The sequence below is a fragment of the Streptomyces sp. TG1A-60 genome (genome assembly GCF_037201975.1).
In the GTDB taxonomy this organism is placed as follows: domain Bacteria; phylum Actinomycetota; class Actinomycetes; order Streptomycetales; family Streptomycetaceae; genus Streptomyces.
This window is the reverse complement of record NZ_CP147520.1, coordinates 2,323,341-2,343,575: the sequence shown is the minus strand read 5'-3', so window position 1 is coordinate 2,343,575 and position 20,235 is coordinate 2,323,341. Positions and strand designations below refer to the sequence as shown.

General features: G+C 71.3%; 21 protein-coding genes, 3 tRNA genes and 1 pseudogene. 18 read left to right on the top strand and 7 right to left on the bottom strand.

Features of this window, described 5'->3' with window-relative positions; all coding sequences use genetic code 11:
• Window positions 1–52: 52 nt before the first annotated feature.
• From WBG99_RS09470 to WBG99_RS09460, 3 genes are all read left to right on the top strand, one after another.
• Window positions 53–125: transfer RNA gene (locus WBG99_RS09470), tRNA-Glu, on the top strand.
• A gap of 20 nt (window positions 126–145) precedes the next feature.
• A tRNA-Gln gene (locus tag WBG99_RS09465) sits at window positions 146–217 on the top strand.
• A 28-nt stretch (window positions 218–245) separates the two neighbouring features.
• Window positions 246–318, top strand: a tRNA-Glu gene (locus WBG99_RS09460).
• 71 nt (window positions 319–389) lie between these two features.
• On the opposite strand, the pseudogene WBG99_RS09455 reads toward WBG99_RS09460, so the two are convergent.
• Window positions 390–842, bottom strand: a pseudogene (locus tag WBG99_RS09455) (transcriptional regulator); the annotation flags it as partial.
• Window positions 843–907: 65 nt separating this feature from the next.
• The gene (gene ndgR / locus WBG99_RS09450) at window positions 908–1,624 is read right to left on the bottom strand and encodes an IclR family transcriptional regulator NdgR (RefSeq protein ID WP_338895902.1); all 717 of its coding nucleotides are present in this window, start codon (window positions 1,622–1,624) and stop codon (window positions 908–910) included.
• Window positions 1,625–1,817: 193 nt separating this feature from the next.
• On the opposite strand from ndgR, the gene leuC reads away from it, so the two are divergent.
• The 4 genes from leuC to WBG99_RS09430 all read left to right on the top strand — a co-directional run bounded on the left by leuC (window position 1,818) and on the right by WBG99_RS09430 (window position 5,157).
• On the top strand, window positions 1,818–3,248 hold the full coding sequence (gene leuC / locus WBG99_RS09445) for a 3-isopropylmalate dehydratase large subunit (protein ID WP_338895901.1): 1,431 nt from the start codon (window positions 1,818–1,820) through the stop codon (window positions 3,246–3,248).
• 6 nt (window positions 3,249–3,254) lie between these two features.
• Window positions 3,255–3,848: a 3-isopropylmalate dehydratase small subunit gene (gene leuD / locus WBG99_RS09440; protein ID WP_338895900.1), complete on the top strand. Its 594-nt coding sequence runs from the start codon at window positions 3,255–3,257 to the stop codon at window positions 3,846–3,848.
• Between the two features lie 286 nt (window positions 3,849–4,134).
• Window positions 4,135–4,365, top strand: coding sequence for a hypothetical protein (locus WBG99_RS09435; protein ID WP_338895899.1), 231 nt, complete (start codon window positions 4,135–4,137; stop codon window positions 4,363–4,365).
• Window positions 4,366–4,503: 138 nt separating this feature from the next.
• On the top strand, window positions 4,504–5,157 hold the full coding sequence (locus WBG99_RS09430; protein WP_338895898.1) for an HU family DNA-binding protein: 654 nt from the start codon (window positions 4,504–4,506) through the stop codon (window positions 5,155–5,157).
• Window positions 5,158–5,260: 103 nt separating this feature from the next.
• On the opposite strand, the gene WBG99_RS09425 is transcribed toward WBG99_RS09430, so the two are convergent.
• Entirely contained in the window at window positions 5,261–5,464 is a 204-nt protein-coding gene (locus WBG99_RS09425; protein WP_338895897.1) for a hypothetical protein, read from the bottom strand.
• Window positions 5,465–5,473: 9 nt separating this feature from the next.
• Window positions 5,474–6,124 carry a 2-phospho-L-lactate guanylyltransferase gene (cofC, locus tag WBG99_RS09420; protein WP_338895896.1) on the bottom strand — a complete coding sequence of 217 codons (651 nt, stop codon included), beginning with the start codon at window positions 6,122–6,124 and terminating at the stop codon, window positions 5,474–5,476.
• Between the two features lie 162 nt (window positions 6,125–6,286).
• Here cofC and WBG99_RS09415 point away from each other — a divergent pair, with 162 nt between their 5' ends.
• The 3 genes from WBG99_RS09415 to WBG99_RS09405 are packed head-to-tail and all read left to right on the top strand — an operon-like array spanning window position 6,287 to window position 9,326.
• Window positions 6,287–7,102: a lysophospholipid acyltransferase family protein gene (locus WBG99_RS09415; RefSeq protein WP_338895895.1), complete on the top strand. Its 816-nt coding sequence runs from the start codon at window positions 6,287–6,289 to the stop codon at window positions 7,100–7,102.
• On the top strand, window positions 7,099–8,109 hold the full coding sequence (locus WBG99_RS09410; RefSeq protein WP_338895894.1) for an NAD(P)H-dependent glycerol-3-phosphate dehydrogenase: 1,011 nt from the start codon (window positions 7,099–7,101) through the stop codon (window positions 8,107–8,109). Before WBG99_RS09415 ends, WBG99_RS09410 begins: the two co-directional genes overlap by 4 nt.
• A 59-nt stretch (window positions 8,110–8,168) precedes the next feature.
• Window positions 8,169–9,326: a D-alanine--D-alanine ligase family protein gene (locus WBG99_RS09405; protein WP_338895893.1), complete on the top strand. Its 1,158-nt coding sequence runs from the start codon at window positions 8,169–8,171 to the stop codon at window positions 9,324–9,326.
• Between the two features lie 130 nt (window positions 9,327–9,456).
• Here the strand turns inward: WBG99_RS09405 and WBG99_RS09400 are convergent, their stop codons facing one another.
• Both WBG99_RS09400 and WBG99_RS09395 read right to left on the bottom strand, forming a co-directional pair.
• On the bottom strand, window positions 9,457–9,984 hold the full coding sequence (locus WBG99_RS09400) for a DUF3515 domain-containing protein (RefSeq protein WP_338895892.1): 528 nt from the start codon (window positions 9,982–9,984) through the stop codon (window positions 9,457–9,459).
• A gap of 20 nt (window positions 9,985–10,004) precedes the next feature.
• Window positions 10,005–10,238 carry an Lrp/AsnC ligand binding domain-containing protein gene (locus WBG99_RS09395; protein ID WP_033526900.1) on the bottom strand — a complete coding sequence of 78 codons (234 nt, stop codon included), beginning with the start codon at window positions 10,236–10,238 and terminating at the stop codon, window positions 10,005–10,007.
• 218 nt (window positions 10,239–10,456) lie between these two features.
• Between WBG99_RS09395 and WBG99_RS09390 the strand changes: the two genes are divergently transcribed.
• Window positions 10,457–11,422 (top strand): thiamine-phosphate kinase, encoded by a 966-nt coding sequence (locus WBG99_RS09390; protein WP_338895891.1) that lies wholly within the window; start codon window positions 10,457–10,459, stop codon window positions 11,420–11,422.
• Window positions 11,419–12,228, top strand: a complete 810-nt coding sequence (thiD, locus tag WBG99_RS09385; protein ID WP_338895890.1) for a bifunctional hydroxymethylpyrimidine kinase/phosphomethylpyrimidine kinase — start codon at window positions 11,419–11,421, stop codon at window positions 12,226–12,228. Before WBG99_RS09390 ends, thiD begins: the two co-directional genes overlap by 4 nt.
• Before the next feature lie 122 nt (window positions 12,229–12,350).
• Here thiD and rpmB read toward each other — a convergent pair whose 3' ends face one another.
• Window positions 12,351–12,536 (bottom strand): 50S ribosomal protein L28, encoded by a 186-nt coding sequence (gene rpmB, locus WBG99_RS09380; RefSeq protein WP_003993230.1) that lies wholly within the window; start codon window positions 12,534–12,536, stop codon window positions 12,351–12,353.
• Window positions 12,537–12,838: 302 nt separating this feature from the next.
• Between rpmB and WBG99_RS09375 the strand changes: the two genes are divergently transcribed.
• From WBG99_RS09375 to WBG99_RS09350, 6 genes are all read left to right on the top strand, one after another.
• Window positions 12,839–14,527, top strand: a complete 1,689-nt coding sequence (locus tag WBG99_RS09375; protein WP_338895889.1) for a DAK2 domain-containing protein — start codon at window positions 12,839–12,841, stop codon at window positions 14,525–14,527.
• 179 nt (window positions 14,528–14,706) lie between these two features.
• Window positions 14,707–14,946 (top strand): hypothetical protein, encoded by a 240-nt coding sequence (locus WBG99_RS09370; RefSeq protein ID WP_338895888.1) that lies wholly within the window; start codon window positions 14,707–14,709, stop codon window positions 14,944–14,946.
• Between the two features lie 609 nt (window positions 14,947–15,555).
• Entirely contained in the window at window positions 15,556–17,763 is a 2,208-nt protein-coding gene (recG, locus tag WBG99_RS09365; protein WP_338900273.1) for an ATP-dependent DNA helicase RecG, read from the top strand.
• Window positions 17,764–17,833: 70 nt separating this feature from the next.
• Entirely contained in the window at window positions 17,834–18,466 is a 633-nt protein-coding gene (gene rsmD / locus WBG99_RS09360) for a 16S rRNA (guanine(966)-N(2))-methyltransferase RsmD (protein WP_338900272.1), read from the top strand.
• A gap of 26 nt (window positions 18,467–18,492) precedes the next feature.
• Complete coding sequence (gene coaD / locus WBG99_RS09355; protein ID WP_338895887.1) at window positions 18,493–18,972, top strand: pantetheine-phosphate adenylyltransferase; 480 nt, start codon at window positions 18,493–18,495, stop codon at window positions 18,970–18,972.
• A 99-nt stretch (window positions 18,973–19,071) separates the two neighbouring features.
• Window positions 19,072–20,175 carry a cell division initiation protein gene (locus tag WBG99_RS09350; protein WP_338900271.1) on the top strand — a complete coding sequence of 368 codons (1,104 nt, stop codon included), beginning with the start codon at window positions 19,072–19,074 and terminating at the stop codon, window positions 20,173–20,175.
• Window positions 20,176–20,235: the final 60 nt, after the last annotated feature.

The following is a 20,235-nucleotide window of genomic DNA, read 5'->3' as shown; positions in this document are numbered from 1 at the left end:
CACGGGGAGAGCTCGGGTCGCACCCCCTCACCTCGATGCAGGATCGCTAGGGGCCCCCGTTGTGTAGCGGCCTAGCACGCCGCCCTCTCAAGGCGGTAGCGCCGGTTCGAATCCGGTCGGGGGTACTGACTGGTCTAAACCACATTGGTCTATGGTGTAATTGGCAGCACGACTGATTCTGGTTCAGTTAGTCTTGGTTCGAGTCCAGGTAGACCAGCTCGGACCTGCGGAAACGCAGGCTCCACGCCCCCGTTGTGTAGCGGCCTAGCACGCCGCCCTCTCAAGGCGGTAGCGCCGGTTCGAATCCGGTCGGGGGTACGCACGAACGAAGGCCCTCCACCTCGGTGGAGGGCCTTCGGCGTCTCCTGGGCGGAGCTGCCCGGCCCGGCCTACTCGATGCCGTACCGCCGCGCCGACTCCTCCTCCTGCGCCAGCCGGTGCAGCGCCCGCAGGACCGGCTCGAAGAGCACCGCCGACGAGACCGCCACCACCACCATCTCCGTGTCGGACGCGTACGTCTCCATGCGATCCAGGTCCCGCACGGCCGCCTGGTGCATCAACTCGGCGTACGGAGCCATCAGTTCGGCGTCGCATGGATAGCCCAGCCGCAGCAGCGTGGCCACCAGTGCCACCAGTGAACGGAGCACGGGCGACAGGGGGCCGATCTCCCGCGCCGAGTCCCAGTCCAGCGTCCGCAGCAGGCGGTCCACCTCGGCCGTCGCGGCGACCGTGACCGGGTCCTCCTCGTCCGGGTCGGGGGCCTGGGGCAGCGCCCACAGAGCCGCGCCGAGGCGGATCGTGCGGCCCAGGGAGTCGTCGTCGACGTGCCTGAGCACCTCCCTCATGCGAAAAGGCCTGCCGCGGCGTTGAGGCAGGCCTTTTTCGTGGTGGTGCGGGAGGATCGCTGTCAGCCCGTGCGGCGCAGGGCCTCCGACAGGCGGGACGCGGCGTCGATGACCGCCTGGGCGTGCATGCGGCCGGGGTGGCGGCTCAGGCGCTCGATGGGGCCCGAGACGGAGACGGCGGCGACCACGCGGTTGGAGGGGCCGCGTACCGGGGCGGAGACCGAGGCGACGCCCGGCTCGCGCTCGCCGATGGACTGGGCCCAGCCCCGGCGCCGTACGCCCGAGAGGGCCGTGGCCGTGAAGCGGGCGCCCTGGAGGCCGCGGTGCAGGCGCTCGGGCTCCTCCCAGGCCATGAGGATCTGGGCCGACGACCCGGCCTTCATCGTGAGGGTCGAACCGACCGGGACCGTGTCCCTGAGGCCGGAGAGGCGCTCCGCCGCGGCCACGCAGATGCGCATGTCGCCCTGGCGGCGGTAGAGCTGCGCGCTCTCGCCCGTGACGTCACGCAAGTGCGTGAGCACCGGGCCGGCGGTCGCGAGGAGACGGTCCTCTCCGGCGGCCGCGGCCAGCTCGGCCAGTCGGGGGCCGAGGATGAAACGGCCCTGCATGTCGCGTGCCACCATGCGGTGGTGTTCCAGAGCCACGGCCAGGCGGTGGGCCGTGGGCCGTGCGAGTCCGGTGGCGCCGACCAGACCCGCGAGGGTGGCCGGACCGGACTCCAGAGCGCTCAGGACCAGGGCCGCCTTGTCCAGAACGCCGACGCCGCTACTGTTGTCCATGCAACGATACTCGCGTCTCACTCTGTGAAACGCAAGTTCAATTTCGCGTGGACCTTGCCACTCTGGAAGCAGAACAACGGCTCGCGGACCAACGAGCCCGGCGGCCGGCGCTCATACGCGGGGTATGTGCGCTCGCCACCTCCGATATCTCTAGTTGGGCCGGCGCACGGACATGCCGGCCGGAGGGAAAGCGATGGGTAGGACACTCGCGGAGAAGGTCTGGGACGACCACGTCGTCCGGCGCGCCGAGGGCGAGCCCGACCTCCTCTTCATCGATCTGCACCTGCTGCACGAGGTGACCAGCCCCCAGGCCTTCGACGGTCTCCGCAAGAGCGGGCGGAAGGTTCGCCGGCTCGACCTGACCATCGCGACCGAGGACCACAACACCCCCACCCTCGACATCGACAAGCCCATCGCCGACCCCGTCTCCCGCGTCCAGCTGGAGACGCTGCGCGGGAACTGCGCCGAGTTCGGGGTGCGCCTGCACCCGCTGGGCGACGTCGAGCAGGGCGTCGTGCACGTCGTCGGCCCGCAGCTGGGCCTGACCCAGCCCGGTATGACCGTCGTATGCGGTGACTCCCACACCTCCACGCACGGCGCCTTCGGCGGGCTGGCGTTCGGTATCGGAACCTCCCAGGTCGAGCATGTGCTGGCCACCCAGACGCTGCCGCTGGCCCGCCCCAAGACCATGGCCATCACGGTCGAGGGTGAGCTGGCCGAGGGTGTCACCGCCAAGGACCTGATCCTGGCGATCATCGCCAGGATCGGCACCGGCGGCGGCCAGGGCTACGTCCTGGAGTACCGCGGCGAGGCCATCGAGAAGCTCTCGATGGAGGCCCGCATGACCATCTGCAACATGTCGATCGAGGCCGGCGCCCGCGCGGGCATGATCGCCCCCGACGGCACCACCTTCGACTACCTCAAGGGCCGCCCGCACGCCCCCGAGGGCGAGGACTGGGACGCGGCCGTCGCGTACTGGAAGACGCTGAAGACGGACGAGGACGCCGAGTTCGACGCCGAGGTGATCATCGACGGCGCCACCCTGGCGCCCTTCGTCACCTGGGGCACCAACCCCGGCCAGGGCGCCCCGCTTTCGGCGTCCGTCCCCGACCCGGCTTCGTACGAGGACGCTTCGGAGCGTCTCGCCGCCGAAAAGGCCCTGGAGTACATGGGGTTGGAGGCCGGACAGCCGCTGAAGTCCATCAACGTGGACACCGTCTTCGTAGGCTCGTGCACCAACGGCCGCATCGAGGACCTGCGCGCCGCCGCCGAGCTGATCAAGGGCCGCAAAGTCGCCGACGGTGTACGGATGCTGGTCGTCCCCGGCTCCGCGCGGGTCGGTCTGCAGGCCGTCTCCGAGGGCCTGGACGTCGTCTTCAAGGAGGCCGGCGCCGAGTGGCGGCACGCGGGCTGCTCGATGTGTCTGGGCATGAACCCCGACCAGCTGGCCCCCGGTGAGCGCTCCGCGTCCACCTCCAACCGCAACTTCGAGGGCAGGCAGGGCAAGGGCGGCCGTACGCACCTGGTCTCACCGCAGGTCGCCGCCGCGACGGCCGTCCTGGGCCACCTGGCGTCCCCCGCCGACCTGACCGACGCCGACACCCCTGCGCCCGCTGGAGTCTGAACAGCCATGGAAGCATTCACCACGCACACCGGCCGGGCCGTCCCGCTGCGCCGCAGCAACGTCGACACCGACCAGATCATCCCCGCCCACTGGCTCAAGAAGGTGACCAGGGACGGCTTCGAGGACGGGCTGTTCGAGGCCTGGCGCAAGGACGAGACCTTCATCCTCAACCAGCCGGAGCGCCAGGGCGCCACCGTCCTGGTCGCCGGCCCCGACTTCGGCACCGGATCCTCCCGTGAGCACGCCGTGTGGGCGCTGCAGAACTACGGCTTCAAGGCCGTGATCTCCTCCCGCTTCGCCGACATCTTCCGCGGCAACTCACTCAAGAACGGCCTGCTCACGGTCGTCCTGGAGCAGAAGATCGTGGACGCGCTGCAGGAGCTCGCCGAGAAGGACCCGCAGGCCGAGATCACGGTCGACCTTCAGGCCCGCGAGGTGCGCGCCGAGGGCATCACCGCCTCCTTCGAGCTGGACGAGAACTCCCGCTGGCGGCTGCTGAACGGGCTGGACGACATCTCCATCACCCTCCAGAACGAGGCCGACATCGCCACGTACGAGGCCAAGCGCCCCTCGTACAAGCCGAGGACGCAGAAGGTCTGACCCACCCCGCGGGCCCCCTCGTGACCGGCCCGCGCGGGGCGGATTCCAGCCACCGCGACACCTCCAGGTACCCCCAATCGTGCACGGTTGGGGGTACTGCCATGTCCGGGTCCGTGAACCTTCGAAGTCATGTGCAGAAAGGTTTCAACTCCCCTAGTTACAAAGGTGATTGCCGGGGTACACGCATCATGGTGCGGCATCGGACGGGGGTGCTCCCCAAGCCCCCGGGAGACGGTAGTTGCCCCCTGCGCAGGCGACAACTCGCCCCAGATGGCACAATCTGTGCATGGAACACGACGGCCAACTCAAGCTCTATACGGCGGTCGCGAGCCAACTAAAGGAAGCGCACGCAAGAGTGCGCGCACTGCAAGTCCCGGAGGGCGTACGGATGGCGCTGACCCGGAAGCTGCTGGTCATTACGGCCGTGGCCAAGCACGATCTCGCCGACGCGGCAAGGCGTCTGGAGAGCTTCATGACGGACCTCGACGAGGGTCGAATGCCCACAGGGGAACGCTGAAGGAACTCCGTGACTGCCGAGTTCGTTGCGGCACAAGGGTGATAAGCCCGTTTCGTGTTTGATTTGCGGTATATATCTGCCTAACGTGCGAAAAAGCTTGAACACTTTCGTTCTGGCGATGTCTCCGAAGGGGAAGACGTGAACAAGGCGCAGCTCGTAGAAGCGATTGCGGACAAGGTCGGCGGGCGACAGCAGGCCGCCGACGCGGTCGACGCTGTCCTGGACGCCATCGTCCGTGCGGTGGTCGCCGGGGACCGGGTGTCGGTCACCGGCTTCGGTTCGTTCGAGAAGGTCGACCGGCCGGCCCGTTATGCCCGCAACCCGCAGACGGGTGAGCGGGTTCGGGTCAAGAAGACCTCCGTGCCGCGTTTCCGTGCGGGCCAGGGTTTCAAGGACCTGGTGAGCGGCTCGAAGAAACTTCCCCGTGGTGGCGAGGTCGCGGTCAAGAAGGCACCCAAGGGCAGCCTGAGCGGTGGGGCTTCGGCGACGGTCAAGAAGGCGGCGGCCAAGAAGTCGACCGCGAAGAAGACCACCACCCGCAAGACGACCGCCACCGCGAAGAAGGCGACGGCCGCCGCGAAGAAGACCACGGCGAAGAAGTCGACCGCGAAGAAGGCCACCAGCAAGACGGCGGCGGCCAAGAAGACGACGGCGAAGAAGACTTCGGCTGCGGCGAAGAAGACCGCGGCGAAGAGTGCGCCGGCCAAGAAGGCCACCGCGAAGAAGGCGCCGGCCAAGAAGTCGACGGCTCGCAAGACGACCGCGAAGAAGACTGCCGCCCGCCAGCAGTAGTAGGGCGCTGGGTACGCACACGCGCCGGGCCGGGCTCCTGTTGACGGAGCCCGGCCCGCGGCGTTCCGGGCGCCCGCCCGCCTTCCGCAGAGCCGTGGTGCGATCAGAACGTCTGCAGGGTGATCAGGGTGATCCGGAGGGTCTCGCCCTCGCCCTCCGTCTCGATGCGGACGCGTTGGCCGGGGCGGAGAAGGCGCAGGGCGCCCGCGTCGAAGGCCGGGGCGTCGAAGGGGACCGGGGTGCCGTCGTCCAGGAGGACCCGGCCGGTGCGGGTGGCGGGATCGTAGGTGTACGCGGTGGCCTGCATGGGCGCAGCCTACTGGCCGGGGATCAGCAGGCGCGCGGCGGCGGCGGCCGTACGGGGGCCGACGCCGAGGGCGAGGGCGGCGCGGAGATCGCCGCCGGTGTCGACGTCCTGGCGTACGGAGTCGACGGCGTCGAGGGCGAGTTCCACGGCGCCGGAGCGGCGGTGGCGCAGACGGGAGTCGGGGCCGAAGGCGGGGGAGAGCTCACGGCCGGGGGCGGCGGTGAGCAGGGTGGTGCCGGTGCCGGCGGCGTCCGGGAGGAAAGAGCGGGGGAAAGCGGCGGCGGCGTTCAGGACGCGGGTCAGTTCCTCCGGGCGCAGAGCGGGCAGATCGGCGTTCAGGGCCGCCACCGGGCTTCGTGGGCGTATCGCCCGTGTGACGGCGGTTCCGTGTCGCAGAGCGGCGTTCAGGCCGTCCCGGAGGCTGTCGCGGGGGTCCTCAGGGACGGTTCGGGCGCCCAGAGCGGCCAGCTCGCGGGCCGCGAGGGGATCGTCCGTGACCACCACCACACCGCCGACCGCCGTCGCGGCCAGCGCCGCGGCCACGGTGTCCTGGGCGAAGGCGAGGGCCAGGCCGGGGCGCACCCCGTCGGCGGCGGTGTCCGAGAGCCTGCTCTTGGCCCGCGCCAGGGGTTTCAGGGGTACGACCAGGGTCCACTGCACGGGCGTTCCGTCCCTCTCTTGTCGCGGTCATTGTCACCCGGGCGCCAGGGAAGGCCGCAGGGCGGGGCGTACGGTGTTCTCGACAGACCGGCGACCCGGGGCGACACTTGTGCGGCTCCCCGGGCGAGGAGCCCCCTGGCCCCCGTAGAGGAAGGTGTCCGAGTGTCCCGCCGCAGAATCGGGTTCTGGTACCGCTTCGCAGCGGTCCTGTGCAAACCGCCGCTGGTGGTTCTGATCAAGCGGGACTGGCGTGGAATGGAGAACATTCCGGCCGACGGCGGATTTATCACCGCGGTGAACCACAATTCGCATGTGGACCCCTTCGCGTACGCGCACTTTCAGTACAACAGTGGCCGCGTTCCGCGATTCCTCGCGAAGAGCGGTCTTTTCAGCAGGGGATTCGTGGGCGCCGCGATGCGCGGCACCGGACAGATCCCCGTCTACCGCGAGAGCACCGACGCGCTGAGCGCCTTCCGGGCCGCGATCGCCGCCGTGGAGCGCGGTGAGTGCGTCGCCTTCTACCCCGAGGGCACCCTCACCCGCGACCCGAACGGCTGGCCCATGACCGGCAAGACCGGGGCCGCGCGGGTCGCCCTGCAGACCAGGTGCCCGGTGATCCCGGTCGCCCAGTGGGGCGCCAACGAACTGCTGCCGCCGTACGCCAGGAAGCCCAACCTCCTGCCGCGCAAGACCCACCATGTGCTCGCGGGCCCGCCGGTCGACCTCTCGCGCTTCTACGACCGGGAGATGACGCCCGACCTGCTGAAGGACGCGACGGAGGTCATCATGGCCGCCGTCACCCGCCAGCTGGAGGAGATCCGCGGCGAGAAGGCGCCCGAGACGCCGTACGACCCGAAGCTGGAGCGGGTCGAGCAGCGGCGCAGGACCGCCCGGGCGGTCGTCCACCATCAGAAGCAGCGGCAGCGCGGCACGGTCCAGCGGGTAGCGGAACACCAGGAAGAGGGGCAGGGCAAGTGAGCAAGCCGGTCAAGGCGGCCGTCTTCGGCACCGGTTCGTGGGGCACGGCCTTCGGCATGGTGCTCGCCGACGCGGGATGCGACACCGTTCTGTGGGGGCGGCGCCCGGACCTCGCGGACGCGGTCAACTCCACCCGCACCAACCCGGGCTACCTGCCCGGAGTGGAGCTCCCGCAGAACCTGCGGGCCACCACGGACCCCGCCGAGGCCGCCGACGACGCCGACTTCACCGTCCTCGCCGTGCCCTCCCAGACACTGCGCGGCAACCTCGCCGACTGGGCCGGCCTGTTGGCCCCCGGAACCGTCCTCGTCTCGCTGATGAAAGGCGTCGAACTCGGTTCCGCCATGCGGATGAGCGAGGTCGTCGAGGACGTCGCCAAGGTCGGCCAGGACCGCATCGCCGTCGTCACCGGGCCCAACCTGGCACGCGAGATCGCCTCCCGCATGCCGGCCGCCTCCGTGGTCGCCTGCACCGACGAGGCCGTCGCCCGGCGGCTCCAGACCGCCTGCCACACCCCGTACTTCCGCCCGTACACGAACACCGACGTGGTCGGCTGCGAGCTGGGCGGCGCGGTGAAGAACGTCATCGGCCTCGCCGTCGGCATCGCGGACGGCATGGGCCTCGGCGACAACGCCAAGGGATCGCTGATCACACGCGGTCTCGCCGAGACGACCCGCCTCGGCCTCGCGATGGGCGCGGACCCGCTCACCTTCTCCGGACTCGCGGGCCTCGGCGACCTGGTGGCGACCTGCTCCTCGCCCCTCTCCCGCAACCACACCTTCGGCACCAACCTCGGCAGGGGCATGACCCTGCAGGAGACCATCGCGGTCACCAAGCAGACCGCCGAGGGCGTCAAGTCCTGTGAGTCCGTGCTGGACTTGGCGCGCCGGCACGGCGTCGACATGCCCATCACGGAGACGGTCGTCGGCATCGTCCACGAGGGCAAGCCGCCCGTCGTCGCCCTCAAGGAGCTGATGTCGCGCAGCGCCAAGCCCGAGCGACGCTGAGCGAAAGCGACCGTGTGGGCACTGACTGCCGCCCTACCAACGGGTACCCTCAACGCGATATGAGCAGCGAGAACCTTCCCCAGAGCCCTGAGCAGCCGTCCCGCAAGCCGCGCGTGGCCGTCGTCTTCGGCGGCCGTAGCTCGGAACACGGGATCTCCGTGGTCACGGCCGGCGCCGTCCTGCGGGCCATCGACCGGACGAAGTACGACGTCCTGCCGATCGGCATCACCCGGGATGGCAGTTGGTTTCTCACCGCCGACGAACCGGAGCGCATGGCGATCACCGACCGCCGCACCCCGAGCGTCGAGGAACTCGCCGAGTCGCGGGAGGGCGGCGTGGTGCTCCCCGTCGACCCCGCCAACCGCGAAGTCGTCTACAGCGAGCCCGGATCGGTGCCCAAGGCGCTCGGCGAGGTCGACGTCGTCTTCCCCGTCCTGCACGGCCCGTACGGCGAGGACGGCACCCTCCAGGGCATGCTGGAGCTCTCCGGCGTCCCCTACGTCGGCTCGGGCGTCCTCGCCTCGGCCGTCGGCCAGGACAAGGAGTACATGAAGCGGGTCTTCACCTCCTTCGGGCTCAAGGTCGGCCCGTACGTGGTGATCCGGCCGCGCGAGTGGCAGCTCGACGAGTCCGCCGCCCGCAAGAAGATCATCGACCTCGCCGGTGAGCACGGCTGGCCCCTCTTCGTGAAGCCGGCCCGCGCGGGCTCCTCCATCGGTATCACCAAGGTCGACGACCTCGCCTGCCTCGACGAGGCGATCGCCGAGGCCCAGCGGCACGACCCGAAGATCCTGGTCGAGGCGGCCCTGCGCGGCCGGGAGATCGAGTGCGGCGTCCTGGAGTTCGACGACGGCCCCCGGGCATCCGTGCCGGCCGAGATCCCGCCGCCGGAGGCGCATGCCTACTACGACTTCGAGGCCAAGTACATCGACTCGACCCCCGGCCTCGTCCCTGCCCCGCTCACCCCGGACGAGACCGCCGAGGTGCGGCGCCTGGCCGTGGACGCGTTCGAGGCGGCGTCGTGCGAAGGGCTGGTCCGGGCGGACTTCTTCCTCACGGAGGACGGCGAGTTCGTGATCAACGAGATCAACACGCTGCCCGGATTCACACCGATCTCGATGTACCCGGCGATGTGGAAGGCGAGCGGCATCGAGTATCCGGAGCTGGTGGACCGCCTGATCCAGGCGGCGTTGCGCCGCTCGACAGGCCTTCGCTGAGCCGTGCCCCTGACGGGCCGAAGGCCAGGAAAGGGGTGCCTCGGGGCTGTATCGATGTGAGGCTCCGCCGCGTGGGCGCGACCAGCCACGCACGGCCCGCGGCCTCCCGACGGCCTCCCCAGGCACCGCCTCAGGAAGCAATCCCCTCAGGGATCGCCTTCTTGATGGCGGGCGCAAGCCCCACAAGGATCGCAGAGGTGTCCTCCCGGGCCCTTCCCTCAGACACCGTGACCTCCACGTACGCGGAGCGATTGGCCGTGGTGAAGCGGTATGACCCGTCCTCCCGCTTCTCCATCAGCCAGTCGACCCCGTTCACCGCGCCGGCCACGGCGTCGGCGTCGCGGCCCTCGGCCACCCCAGGGTCGATCATCTTCGGCGGCTGGGCCACACCGCAGCGCAGTATGATCGCCGGGCTGCCCCAGCCCGCCGTCAGCGCGGAGGCGGGCTCGGGGTCCCGGCGGCTCTCACCGTCGACCTTCTTCGGCAGTGACTCATCCAGGTTCCGGCACAGCTTCGTGACGGCCGCGTCCGGGCTCGGGCTGGGAACCGCCGCCGAGCCGCCGTCGTCTGCTGAGGAGCAGCCTGCGACGGCGATCAACGACACGGCCAGGACGGGCAGCCCGAGGCAAGCGGGGTGCCGGTGACGCGAGGAGTTCACCGGCCAAGGGTAGACGGGGGCTACAGGTGCACCACCGGGCAGGTCAGGGTGCGGGTGATCCCGTCCACTTGCTGGACCTTCGCGACCACCAGCCGGCCGAGGTCGTCGACGGTGTCGGCCTGGGCGCGCACGATGACGTCGTACGGACCCGTCACGTCCTCGGCCTGGATGACTCCGGGGAGCTTGCTGATCGTGTCGGCGACGGTCGACGCTTTGCCGACCTCCGTCTGGATCAGGATGTACGCCTGTACCACGGAACCTCCAGGGCGGCCACGAGGATCATGTGGGGAAAAGGAACGCCACGGTATCGCGTCGTCGCGCGCCACGGGGAGAGTCGCGAAGACCGGGCCGCGCACACCGGGGGTCGGGGACGACGGAAGTTGACGGTCCACTCGACCGTACCGAGGACGAGAACGGCCCGCGACCGGGCGCGAGTCACACTGGAAGCGGCACAAGAAGGGGCGATACGACGATGAAGGGCACCGTGGGAGAGCTGGGGGAGTTCGGGCTCATCAGGGAGCTCACCTCCCGGCTCACCACCACCCCGGCGGTCCGGGTCGGGCCCGGCGACGACGCCGCCGTGGTGGCCGCGCCGGACCGCAGGGTCGTGGCGAGCACCGACCTGCTCCTGGAGGGACGGCACTTCCGGCGCGACTGGTCCACGGCGTACGACGTCGGGCGCAAGGCCGCCGCACAGAACCTCGCGGACATCGCCGCCATGGGCGCCGTACCCACCGCGCTGCTCCTCGGCCTGGTTGCCCCCGCCGAACTCCCGGTGACCTGGGCCACCGAGCTGATGGACGGACTGCGGGACGAATGCCAGGTCGCCGGCGCGGCGGTGGTGGGCGGTGACGTCGTACGCGGTGACACCATCATGATCTCGATCACCGCGCTCGGTGACCTGCGCAACCACGAGCCCGTCACCAGGGGCGGAGCGCAGCCCGGGGACGTCGTGGCCGTCACCGGCTGGCTCGGCTGGTCCGCCGCCGGGTACGCCGTGCTCTCGCGGGGCTTCCGCTCGCCGCGCGCCTTCGTGGAGGCCCATCGTCGCCCCGAGCCGCCGTACCACGCGGGCCCGGCCGCCGCCGACCTCGGCGCGACCGCGATGTGCGACGTGAGCGACGGGCTGATCGCCGACCTGGGGCACATCGCGGAGGCGAGCAAGTGCCGGATCGACATCCGCTCCGGCGCGATCGACATCCCGTCCCAGATGAACGACATCGGGCAGGCCGTCGGCGTCGACCCGATCCAGTGGGTGCTGACCGGCGGCGAGGACCACGCGATCGTGGCGACCTTCCCACCGGACGTGAAGCTGCCCGCCCGGTGGAAGGTGATCGGCGAGGTCCTCAACCCCTCGGCGCTGCCTCAGGTGACCGTGGACGGGGCGCCCTGGACGAGCAAGGGCGGCTGGGACCACTTCGGGGACATCGAGTCATGAGCACCGCGCCACCCAGGGTGCTCACCGTGGCCGGCTCCGACTCCGGCGGCGGTGCCGGCATCCAGGCCGACCTGAAGACGATGCTCGCGCTCGGTGTGCACGGCATGAGCGTCGTCACCGCGGTCACCGCGCAGAACTCCCTCGGCGTGCAGGGTGCTTGGGAGCTGCCGGTGGAGGCGGTGCGGGCCCAGTACCGCAGTGTCGTCGACGACATCGGCGTCCAGGCGGTCAAGACGGGCATGCTCGCCTCCGCCGAACTCGTCGAGGCCGTCGCCGCGTTGCTCGCCGCCACGGACGCGCCGGTCGTCGTCGACCCGGTCGGCGTCTCCAAGCACGGCGACCCGCTGCTCGCCGCCTCCGCACTGGACGCCGTCCGCGTGAGCCTGCTGCCGACGGCGACCGTGGCCACCCCCAACCTCGACGAGGTGGCCCAACTCACCGGCCTACAGGTCCGGTCGGAGGCCGGGATGCGCGAGGCGGCCGAGGCGGTGCTGGCGTACGGCCCCCGGTGGGTGCTGATCAAGGGCGGGCATCTCTCGGGAGAGGCCGTCGACCTGCTCACCGATGGCTTTGAGGAGCACTGGCTGCGGGCAGCCAGGTACGACAACCGGCACACGCACGGCACGGGCTGCACCCTCGCCTCCGCGATCGCCTCGCAGCTCGCGAAGGGACGGGCCGTACCGCGGGCCGTGAGGACGGCCAAGGAGTACGTCACCGGCGCGATCGCCGCCGGGTTCGCGCTCGGCGGGGGCATCGGGCCCGTGGACCACGGGTGGGACCTGACCCGCCGGACTCCCTCGGCCTGACGCCGCCGGCCGGATCTCGATCGCGCGGCCGAGCGGCGTCCGGGTACGGCAAAAAGCCGGCCCACCCTTCGGTGGACCGGCTCTGTGCAGCGAACCAGCAGTGGCCGCGCGCTAGCTGAGCGTCAGCGCGAGACCTTGCCGGCCTTGATGCACGAGGTGCAGGCGTTCACGCGCTTCGGCGTCCCGCCGACCACGGTACGGACGCGCTGGATGTTCGGGTTCCAGCGACGGGACGTACGGCGGTGCGAGTGCGAGATGTTGTTGCCGAAGCCCGGCCCCTTGCCGCAGACGTCGCAGTTGGCAGCCACGGGTCACTCCAAAGACTTCAGGTGCACTTACGGTTGATCCCGGCATGCCGGGATCACGATCCCAGAAACTGGGACCCGAGTGGCGTTGCCAGGGGGAAGAGTCCGAACCGGATCGTCGATCTGGATCGGACAACCGGAGCAGCATACAACGACCGCGTCCGTACAACGAAACTACCATGGCTGGTCCAGGGCTCGTCCCGGTCCTCTCACCGGCGGTCACCACCACCGGTCTACGCTGCGTGCGACGTGCGGCGTCCCACCTGATCCCACGTCCAGCAGCCAAGCCGCTCAAGGAGGCCCAGGTGCCGCAGGTGCCGCAGACAGTCTTCGATGCTCTCGCGGTGCGCACCTGGTGCGGACTGGCGCTGGCGGCGCTGGGACGCGCGCGCGAGGAGATCGACGCCATCAACGTGTACCCGGTGGCCGACGGCGACACCGGCACGAACCTCTACCTCACGATGGAGTCGGCCGCGGCGGCCGTCGAGGCCGTGTTCGCGGGACACGAGGCCGGCGGCCCGCGCGGCGCTGAGGGGGAACCCACGCTCGCCGAGGCCGCGCGGGCCATGGCGCACGGCGCGCTGATCGGGGCCCGGGGGAACTCCGGGACGATCCTCGCCCAGCTCCTGCGCGGTATGGCACAGGTCCTCGCCGACGACCGTGAGGCGGCCCACACCGACGGCCGGGGCCTCCGGCTCGCCCTCCGCCGCGCCGCCGACTCCGCCCGCGACGCCGTCGCCCACCCCGTCGAGGGCACCGTCCTCACCGTCGCCTCCGCGGCGGCCGACGCGGCCACCGACACCGAGGGCGACTGCGGCACGGTCGCCCGCGCCGCCTACGAGGGCGCCGGTACGGCCCTCGCGGCCACCCCCGGCCAACTGGCCGCCCTGGCCCGCGCCGGCGTCGTCGACGCGGGTGGACGGGGCCTGGTGGCGGTGCTGGCGGCGCTGGTGGAGACGTTCACGGGGGACGCTCCCAGGGCGGTGACCGCGCCGGAGGGCCTCGCGCGCGTGGCGGACCTCGGTGTCGTACCGGAGGTGTGCGCGGAAGACCGGCCGGGCGCCGACGGGCCCGCCTTCGAGGTGATCTACCTCCTGGAGGCGGAGGACACGGCCGTGGCCCGCCTGCGGCAACGGCTGGACGGGCTGGGCGACTCCCTCGTCGTGGTCGGCGGGGACGGGCTGTGGAACGTCCATGTGCACGTCGACGACGCCGGGGCCGCAGTGGAGGCGGGAGTCGAGGCCGGGCGGCCGTACCGGATCCGGATCACGCACTTCGGCGCCGAGGACGCGCACATGGCCGGTGCGGCCGGGCGGCAGCCGCGCGAGCGCGCCCAGCGGGCGGTCGTGGCCGTCGTGCCGGGGGAGGGGCTGGCCGGGCTGTACACCGGGGCCGGCGCGACCACGGTCCTCGCCCGTCCCGGGGAGCCCCCCGCCAGCGGAGAGCTCGTGGAGGCCGTACGACGGGCCCACGCGCGCGAGGTGGTGCTGCTGCCGAACGACGCGGACCTTCGCCACACAGCCGCTGCCGCAGCCGAGCAGGCCCGCGCCGAGGGCGTCCGGGTCGCCCTCATCCCCACCCGCTCCGCCGTCCAGGGCATCGCCGCGCTCGCGGTCCACGAGCCCGACCGCCGCTTCGACGAGGACGTCGTCTCCATGACCTCCGCCGCGGGCGCCACCCGCTACGCCGAGGTCGTCATCGCCGAGCGCCAGTCCTGGACCATGGCCGGCATCTGCCAGGCCGGTGACGTCCTCGGCCTCATCGACGGCGATGTCGCCGTCATCGGCTCCGACGTCACGGCGACCGCGGCGGCGGTGGTCGACCGCATGCTCGCCGCCGGTGGCGAGATGGTCACCCTCGTCCTCGGCGACGAGGCCCCCACGGGGGTCGCGGACCACGTGGAGACCAGCGTGCGCGAGTCGTACCTGGCGGTGGACACCGTCGTGTACCGGGGCGGCCGACAGGGGGCGCTGCTGCTGATCGGCGTGGAGTAGTTCGGGCGCGGGTTGGCCGGTGGCTGGATGCGGGGGCGCGGGGAACCGCGTGAGCGGGGCCCGGGGCGGAGCCCCGTGTCTTCGGCGGGGTTGAAGGGGCAGCCGCCCCTGGGGACGGGACGGGACGAGTGGGGGCGACGGGGGCGAGAACCCGGAGGCGCGCCCCCACCCCGCTCAGCTTGTCGCTCCGGACCCCCGCCAGCTCCGGCAGCCTCTCCGCCTCCGCCCGCCGGGCCACCGCCGTCTCGTCGTTCCGCCCGGCGACCACCGACAGCACACCCCGCGCCCGCCCCGCCGCGGCCCGCGAGGCCAGCCGTACGTCCTCCGCGCGGCGCGGATCCACGAAGTCCGCCAGCTCCCGTACGGCGGCCTCGGCCATGCCCACCGATTCGGGGTCCTCCGTCTCGTGCATCCGCTGACGGGAATCCGAGCCCGGCCCATTGGCACGGACGCCGTCTGCGTGCGCCGGTCCGCCGTCCGCACAGAGGGCGAGGATCCGCTCGTACGGCTCGAAGACCAGCGCCAGGGCCCGCCTCGGGGTGGCCCGTGAGGGCGTGGACGTTCGCCCCACGTGCGCGTGGGGCCAGTGCTTCGCCCGGGTCGCCGGCCGCCTCGTACGGCTCTGCCGCGCGCTCGAAGAGAGCGCGGCCCTCCGGACCGAGGCCGATCGCCTCATGGTCGACGATCTCCGCGCGGTCCCGGGCGTCCAGCTCCGTGCCCTCAACCTCGGCGGCACACGCCACGGCAGCCCAGGCCTCGACGGAGCCGGGGTGCAGCGCCTCGGCGAGCCGCCGGGCCTCGGCGACAAGGGCGGGCAGCTCGTCCCGGGCCGCCCCGCGCTCCCCGGGGCGGGCGGCCGGGGTACCGGCACCGGCACGACGGTCCGCGTCGGGCGCACGCCCAGCGGAAGCCGGTCCAGCCGGCAGCGGCTGGTCCATCCGCTGCCGGGCACCCGTGCCGGCACGAACGACCCGTCTGACCAGCGGATTTCGGGGACCTGTGCGGGATTGTCAGTGCCGTGGTGTGCAATGGATCTCGTGCCCGCGCTCGAAGAACCGCTCAAGAACACGCTCGGCGCCGCCACCGCCAAGGTGATGGCCGAGCACCTCGGCCTGCACACCGTCGGGGACCTGCTGCACCACTATCCCCGCCGGTACGAGGAGCGTGGCCAGCTCACCCACCTCACCGACCTGCCCATGGACGAGCACGTCACGGTGGTCGCCCAGGTCGCCGACGCCCGCCTGCACACCTTCGCCTCCGCCAAGGCCCCCCGGGGCAAGGGCCAGCGCCTGGAAGTGACCATCACGGACGGCAGCGGGCGCCTCCAGCTCGTCTTCTTCGGCAACGGCGTGCACAAACCCCACAAGGAGCTCCTCCCTGGCACCCGCGCCCTCTTCGCCGGCAAGGTCTCCGTCTTCAACCGCCGCCTCCAACTGGCCCACCCGGCCTACGAACTGCTCCGCGGCGACGATGTCACGGAGACCGTCGACACCTGGGCCGGCGCCCTCATCCCCCTCTATCCCGCCACCGCCAAGCTGGAGTCCTGGAAGATCGCCAAAGCCGTCCAGACGGTCCTCCCGAGCGCCCAGGAGGCCGCCGACCCCCTGCCCGACGCCCTGCGCGCGGGCCGCGGCCTCGTCCCGCTCCCCGAAGCCCTCCTGAAGATCCACCGCCCCCATACCAAAGCGGACATCGAGGGCGCCCGCGACCGTCTCAAGTGGGACGAGGCCTTCGTCCTCCAGGTCGCCCTCGCCCGCCGCCGGTACGCCGACGCGCAGCTCCCCGCCGTAGCCCGCAGACCCGCCCCCTACGGCCTCCTCACCGCCTTCGACGCCTGCCTCCCCTTCACCCTCACCGACGGCCAGCGGAAGGTCTCCAAGGAGATCTTCGACGACCTGGCCACCGAGCACCCGATGCACCGGCTGCTCCAGGGGGAAGTGGGTTCCGGCAAGACGATGGTGGCCCTGCGGGCCATGCTCGCCGTGGTCGACGCCGGCGGCCAGGCGGCCATGCTCGCGCCCACCGAGGTGCTCGCCCAGCAGCACCACCGGTCGGTCACCGAGATGATGGGCGAGCTGGCCGAGGGCGGGCTGCTGGGCGGGGCCGAGCACGCCACCAAAGTGGTGCTGCTCACCGGCTCGATGGGCGCCGCGGCCCGCCGCCAGGCCCTGCTCGAACTGGTCACCGGCGAGGCGGGCATCGTCATCGGCACCCACGCGCTGATCGAGGACAAGGTGCAGTTCCACGACCTGGGTCTGGTCGTCGTGGACGAACAGCACCGCTTCGGCGTCGAACAGCGCGACGCCCTGCGCGGCAAGGGCAAGCAGCCGCCCCACCTCCTCGTCATGACGGCCACCCCCATCCCCCGCACGGTGGCCATGACCGTCTTCGGTGACCTGGAGACCTCCGTCCTCGACCAACTCCCCGCCGGCCGCTCACCCATCGCCAGCCATGTCGTGCCGGCAGCCGACAAGCCCCACTTCCTCGCCCGCACCTGGGAGCGCGTCCGGGAGGAGGTCGACAACGGACATCAGGCGTACGTCGTCTGCCCCCGCATCGGAGACGAGGAGGACGACCCGAAGAAGTCCGGCAGCAAGTCCCCCGAGGACGAGGCCGAGAAGCGCCCGCCCCTCGCCGTCCTGGAGGTCGCCGACCAACTGGCCAAGGGCCCCCTTCAAGGTCTCGCGGTCGAGGTCCTGCACGGCCGTATGCACCCCGACGACAAGGACGCGGTCATGCGCCGCTTCGCCGCCGGCGAGACCCACGTCCTGGTCGCGACGACGGTCATCGAGGTCGGAGTGAACGTCCCGAACGCCACGGCCATGGTGATCATGGACGCCGACCGCTTCGGCGTCTCCCAGCTCCACCAGCTCCGAGGCCGCGTCGGCCGGGGCTCCGCTCCCGGCCTCTGCCTCCTCGTCACCGACATGCCCGAGGCGAGTCCGGCCCGTCAGCGCCTCAACGCCGTCGCCTCGACCCTCGACGGCTTCGAGCTCTCCCGCATCGACCTGGAACAACGCCGCGAGGGCGATGTCCTGGGCCAGGCCCAGTCCGGCGCCCGCACCAGCCTCCGCATGCTCACCGTCATCGACGACGAGGAGATCATCGCGGAGGCGAGAGAAGAGGCCGTCCGGGTCGTCGCCGACGACCCGGACCTGAAGCGCCTGCCGGGCCTCAGGACGGCCCTGGACGCGCTGCTGGACGAGGAGAGGGAGCAGTACCTGGACAAGGGCTGAGGAAGGCGCGCCGCTTCCGGGGCAGCGGACCCGGCAGTGGTCCACGGTCCTCACACCCCCCCGCCTCCGACTGCCAGACTGGACCCGTGACCAAGCCCTCGAACAAGGACCCAAGATGACCCGCGTGATCGCCGGCGCGGCCGGCGGACGCCGCCTGGCCGTGCCGCCGGGGACCGGCACCCGGCCGACCTCCGACCGCGCACGCGAGGGCCTCCTGTCCACCTGGGAATCCCTCCTCGGCGGCCCCCTCGACGGCGAACGGGTGCTCGACCTGTACGCGGGATCGGGGGCGGTAGGCCTGGAGGCCCTCTCCAGGGGCGCCGGCCACACCCTCCTCGTCGAGGCCGACGCCCGAGCGGCCCGCACGATCCGCGACAACGTCCGCTCACTCGGCCTCCCCGGCGCCGAGGTGAGGTCGGGCCGAGCGGAGCAGGTCATCCAGGGCCCGCCGCCGGACGAGCCGTACGACATCGTCTTCCTCGACCCGCCGTACGCCGCCTCGGACGACGATCTTCGCGAGATCCTGCTCACACTCCGCACGGGGGGCTGGCTCGGCGAGGAAGCGCTCGTCACCGTGGAGCGCAGCACCAGAGGCGGTGAATTCGGCTGGCCGACCGGTTTCGAAGCGATCAGGGCCCGTCGCTACGGCGAGGGAACGTTTTGGTACGGTCGCGCCGCCCTTACGTGCGAAGACGCATCGTGACCGGACCGGAGAGCGAGGGATCCCAAGTGCGCCGTGCCGTCTGTCCCGGGTCGTTCGACCCCATCACCAACGGACACCTCGACATCATTGGCCGCGCCTCCAAGCTGTACGACGAGGTCTACGTCGCGGTGATGATCAACAAGTCGAAGAAGGGCCTCTTCGAGGTCGAGGAGCGGATCGACCTGATCCGCCAGGTCACCACCGAGTACGCCAACGTCCGCGTGGAGGCCTTCCACGGCCTGCTCGTCGACTTCTGCAAGCAGCGCGACATCCCGGCCATCGTCAAGGGTCTGCGCGCGGTCAGCGACTTCGACTACGAGCTGCAGATGGCGCAGATGAACATCGGCCTCTCGGGGGTGGAGACCCTCTTCGTCCCCACCAACCCCACCTACAGCTTCCTGTCGTCCTCCCTGGTCAAGGAGGTCGCGACCTGGGGCGGCGACGTCTCCCACCTGGTGCCCCCGCTCGTCCTGGAGGCCCTGGGCGAGCGCCTCCGCAAGGACTGACGGTGCCGCACCCCCGAGCACCGGACCGTTGGGACTACAGTCGACCCGACCGTCTCCAACACACCTGTAGAGAGTGGCGAGCACACGGTGGACCACACGGTGGACGTGCAGAAGAAGCTCGACGAGATCGTCTCGGTGGTCTCCGGCGCCCGATCCATGCCCATGTCGGCCTCGTGCGTGGTCAACCGCGCCGAACTGCTCTCCCTGCTCGAAGAGGTGCGCGCGGCCCTGCCCGACTCCCTCGCCCAGGCGCGGGAGCTGATCGGCGACCGTGAGCACATGGTCGAGCGGGCCCGCCTGGAGGCCGAGCGCATCATCGAGAACGCGCACGCCGAGCGCGGCTCCCTGATCTCCGACACCGAGGTCGCCCGCCGCTCCCAGAACGAGGCCGACCGCATCCTCACCGAGGCCCGCCAGGAGGCCGAGGAAGTCCGCGCCGAGGCCGACGACTACGTCGACTCCAAGCTCGCCAACTTCGAGGTCGTCCTCACCAAGACCCTCGGCTCCGTCGGCCGAGGCCGCGAGAAGCTCCTCGGCACCGGCCCCGGCCTCGACGAGCAGGGCTACGAGGACGACGACGCCCCCGAGCGCAGCCACGACCCCGAGACCCTGCGCCGCGACGCCGACGCCTACGTGGACGCCAAGCTCGGCGCCTTCGAGGCGGTCCTCGCCAAGACCCTGGACGCTGTCGGCCGGGGCCGGCAGAAGCTCCATGGCCGCATCGCCACCGACGACCTCGGTGCCCTCGCCCTGAACGACGACGGCACCTCCCCTCAGCCCACCAGCGACGCCGACTACCTCGCCGACCTCGCCGCCCTCTCGGACACCCCCGCCCAGCAGTCCCGGCCGGTGCCCGACCAGCAGTCGTACGGGCAGCAGCAGGACGCGTACCAGGCGACGGCGTTCCAACAGGACCCCTACGGCGGCTACCGGCAGCAGTACACCCAGCCCCAGCAGGCCGCCGACCCCTACGGGTACCAGCAGGCCGACCCGTACGCGGCCGGCTACCCGCAGCAGCCGGCATACGACCCGAACCAGGGTCACCAGGCCCAGCAAGGTCACCAGGCCCAGCAAGGTCACCAGGCCCAGCAAGGGCATCAGGGGTACGCGCAGCCGCAGGCGAACGCGCTCGACGAGACCAGCCTCTTCGACACCACCATGATCACCGCGGAGCAGCTGCGCCGCTACGAGCAGGGCCGCTGACAGCGGATTGGGCCGAGAGAGAAAGGTCCAGTATCCTGGCTCTTCGGTCGCGCGTACGTT

Bases quoted from the DNA above. Each gene is read 5' to 3' on its own strand.
- ndgR (WP_338895902.1), bottom strand. From the start codon at position 1,624: ATGGACAACAGTAGCGGCGTCGGCGTTCTGGACAAGGCGGCCCTGGTC.
- leuC (WP_338895901.1), top strand. From the start codon at position 1,818: ATGGGTAGGACACTCGCGGAGAAGGTCTGGGACGACCACGTCGTCCGG.
- leuD (WP_338895900.1), top strand. From the start codon at position 3,255: ATGGAAGCATTCACCACGCACACCGGCCGGGCCGTCCCGCTGCGCCGC.
- WBG99_RS09435 (WP_338895899.1), top strand. From the start codon at position 4,135: ATGGAACACGACGGCCAACTCAAGCTCTATACGGCGGTCGCGAGCCAA.
- WBG99_RS09425 (WP_338895897.1), bottom strand. From the start codon at position 5,464: ATGCAGGCCACCGCGTACACCTACGATCCCGCCACCCGCACCGGCCGG.
- WBG99_RS09405 (WP_338895893.1), top strand. From the start codon at position 8,169: ATGAGCAGCGAGAACCTTCCCCAGAGCCCTGAGCAGCCGTCCCGCAAG.
- WBG99_RS09390 (WP_338895891.1), top strand. From the start codon at position 10,457: ATGAAGGGCACCGTGGGAGAGCTGGGGGAGTTCGGGCTCATCAGGGAG.
- thiD (WP_338895890.1), top strand. From the start codon at position 11,419: ATGAGCACCGCGCCACCCAGGGTGCTCACCGTGGCCGGCTCCGACTCC.
- recG (WP_338900273.1), top strand. From the start codon at position 15,556: ATGGATCTCGTGCCCGCGCTCGAAGAACCGCTCAAGAACACGCTCGGC.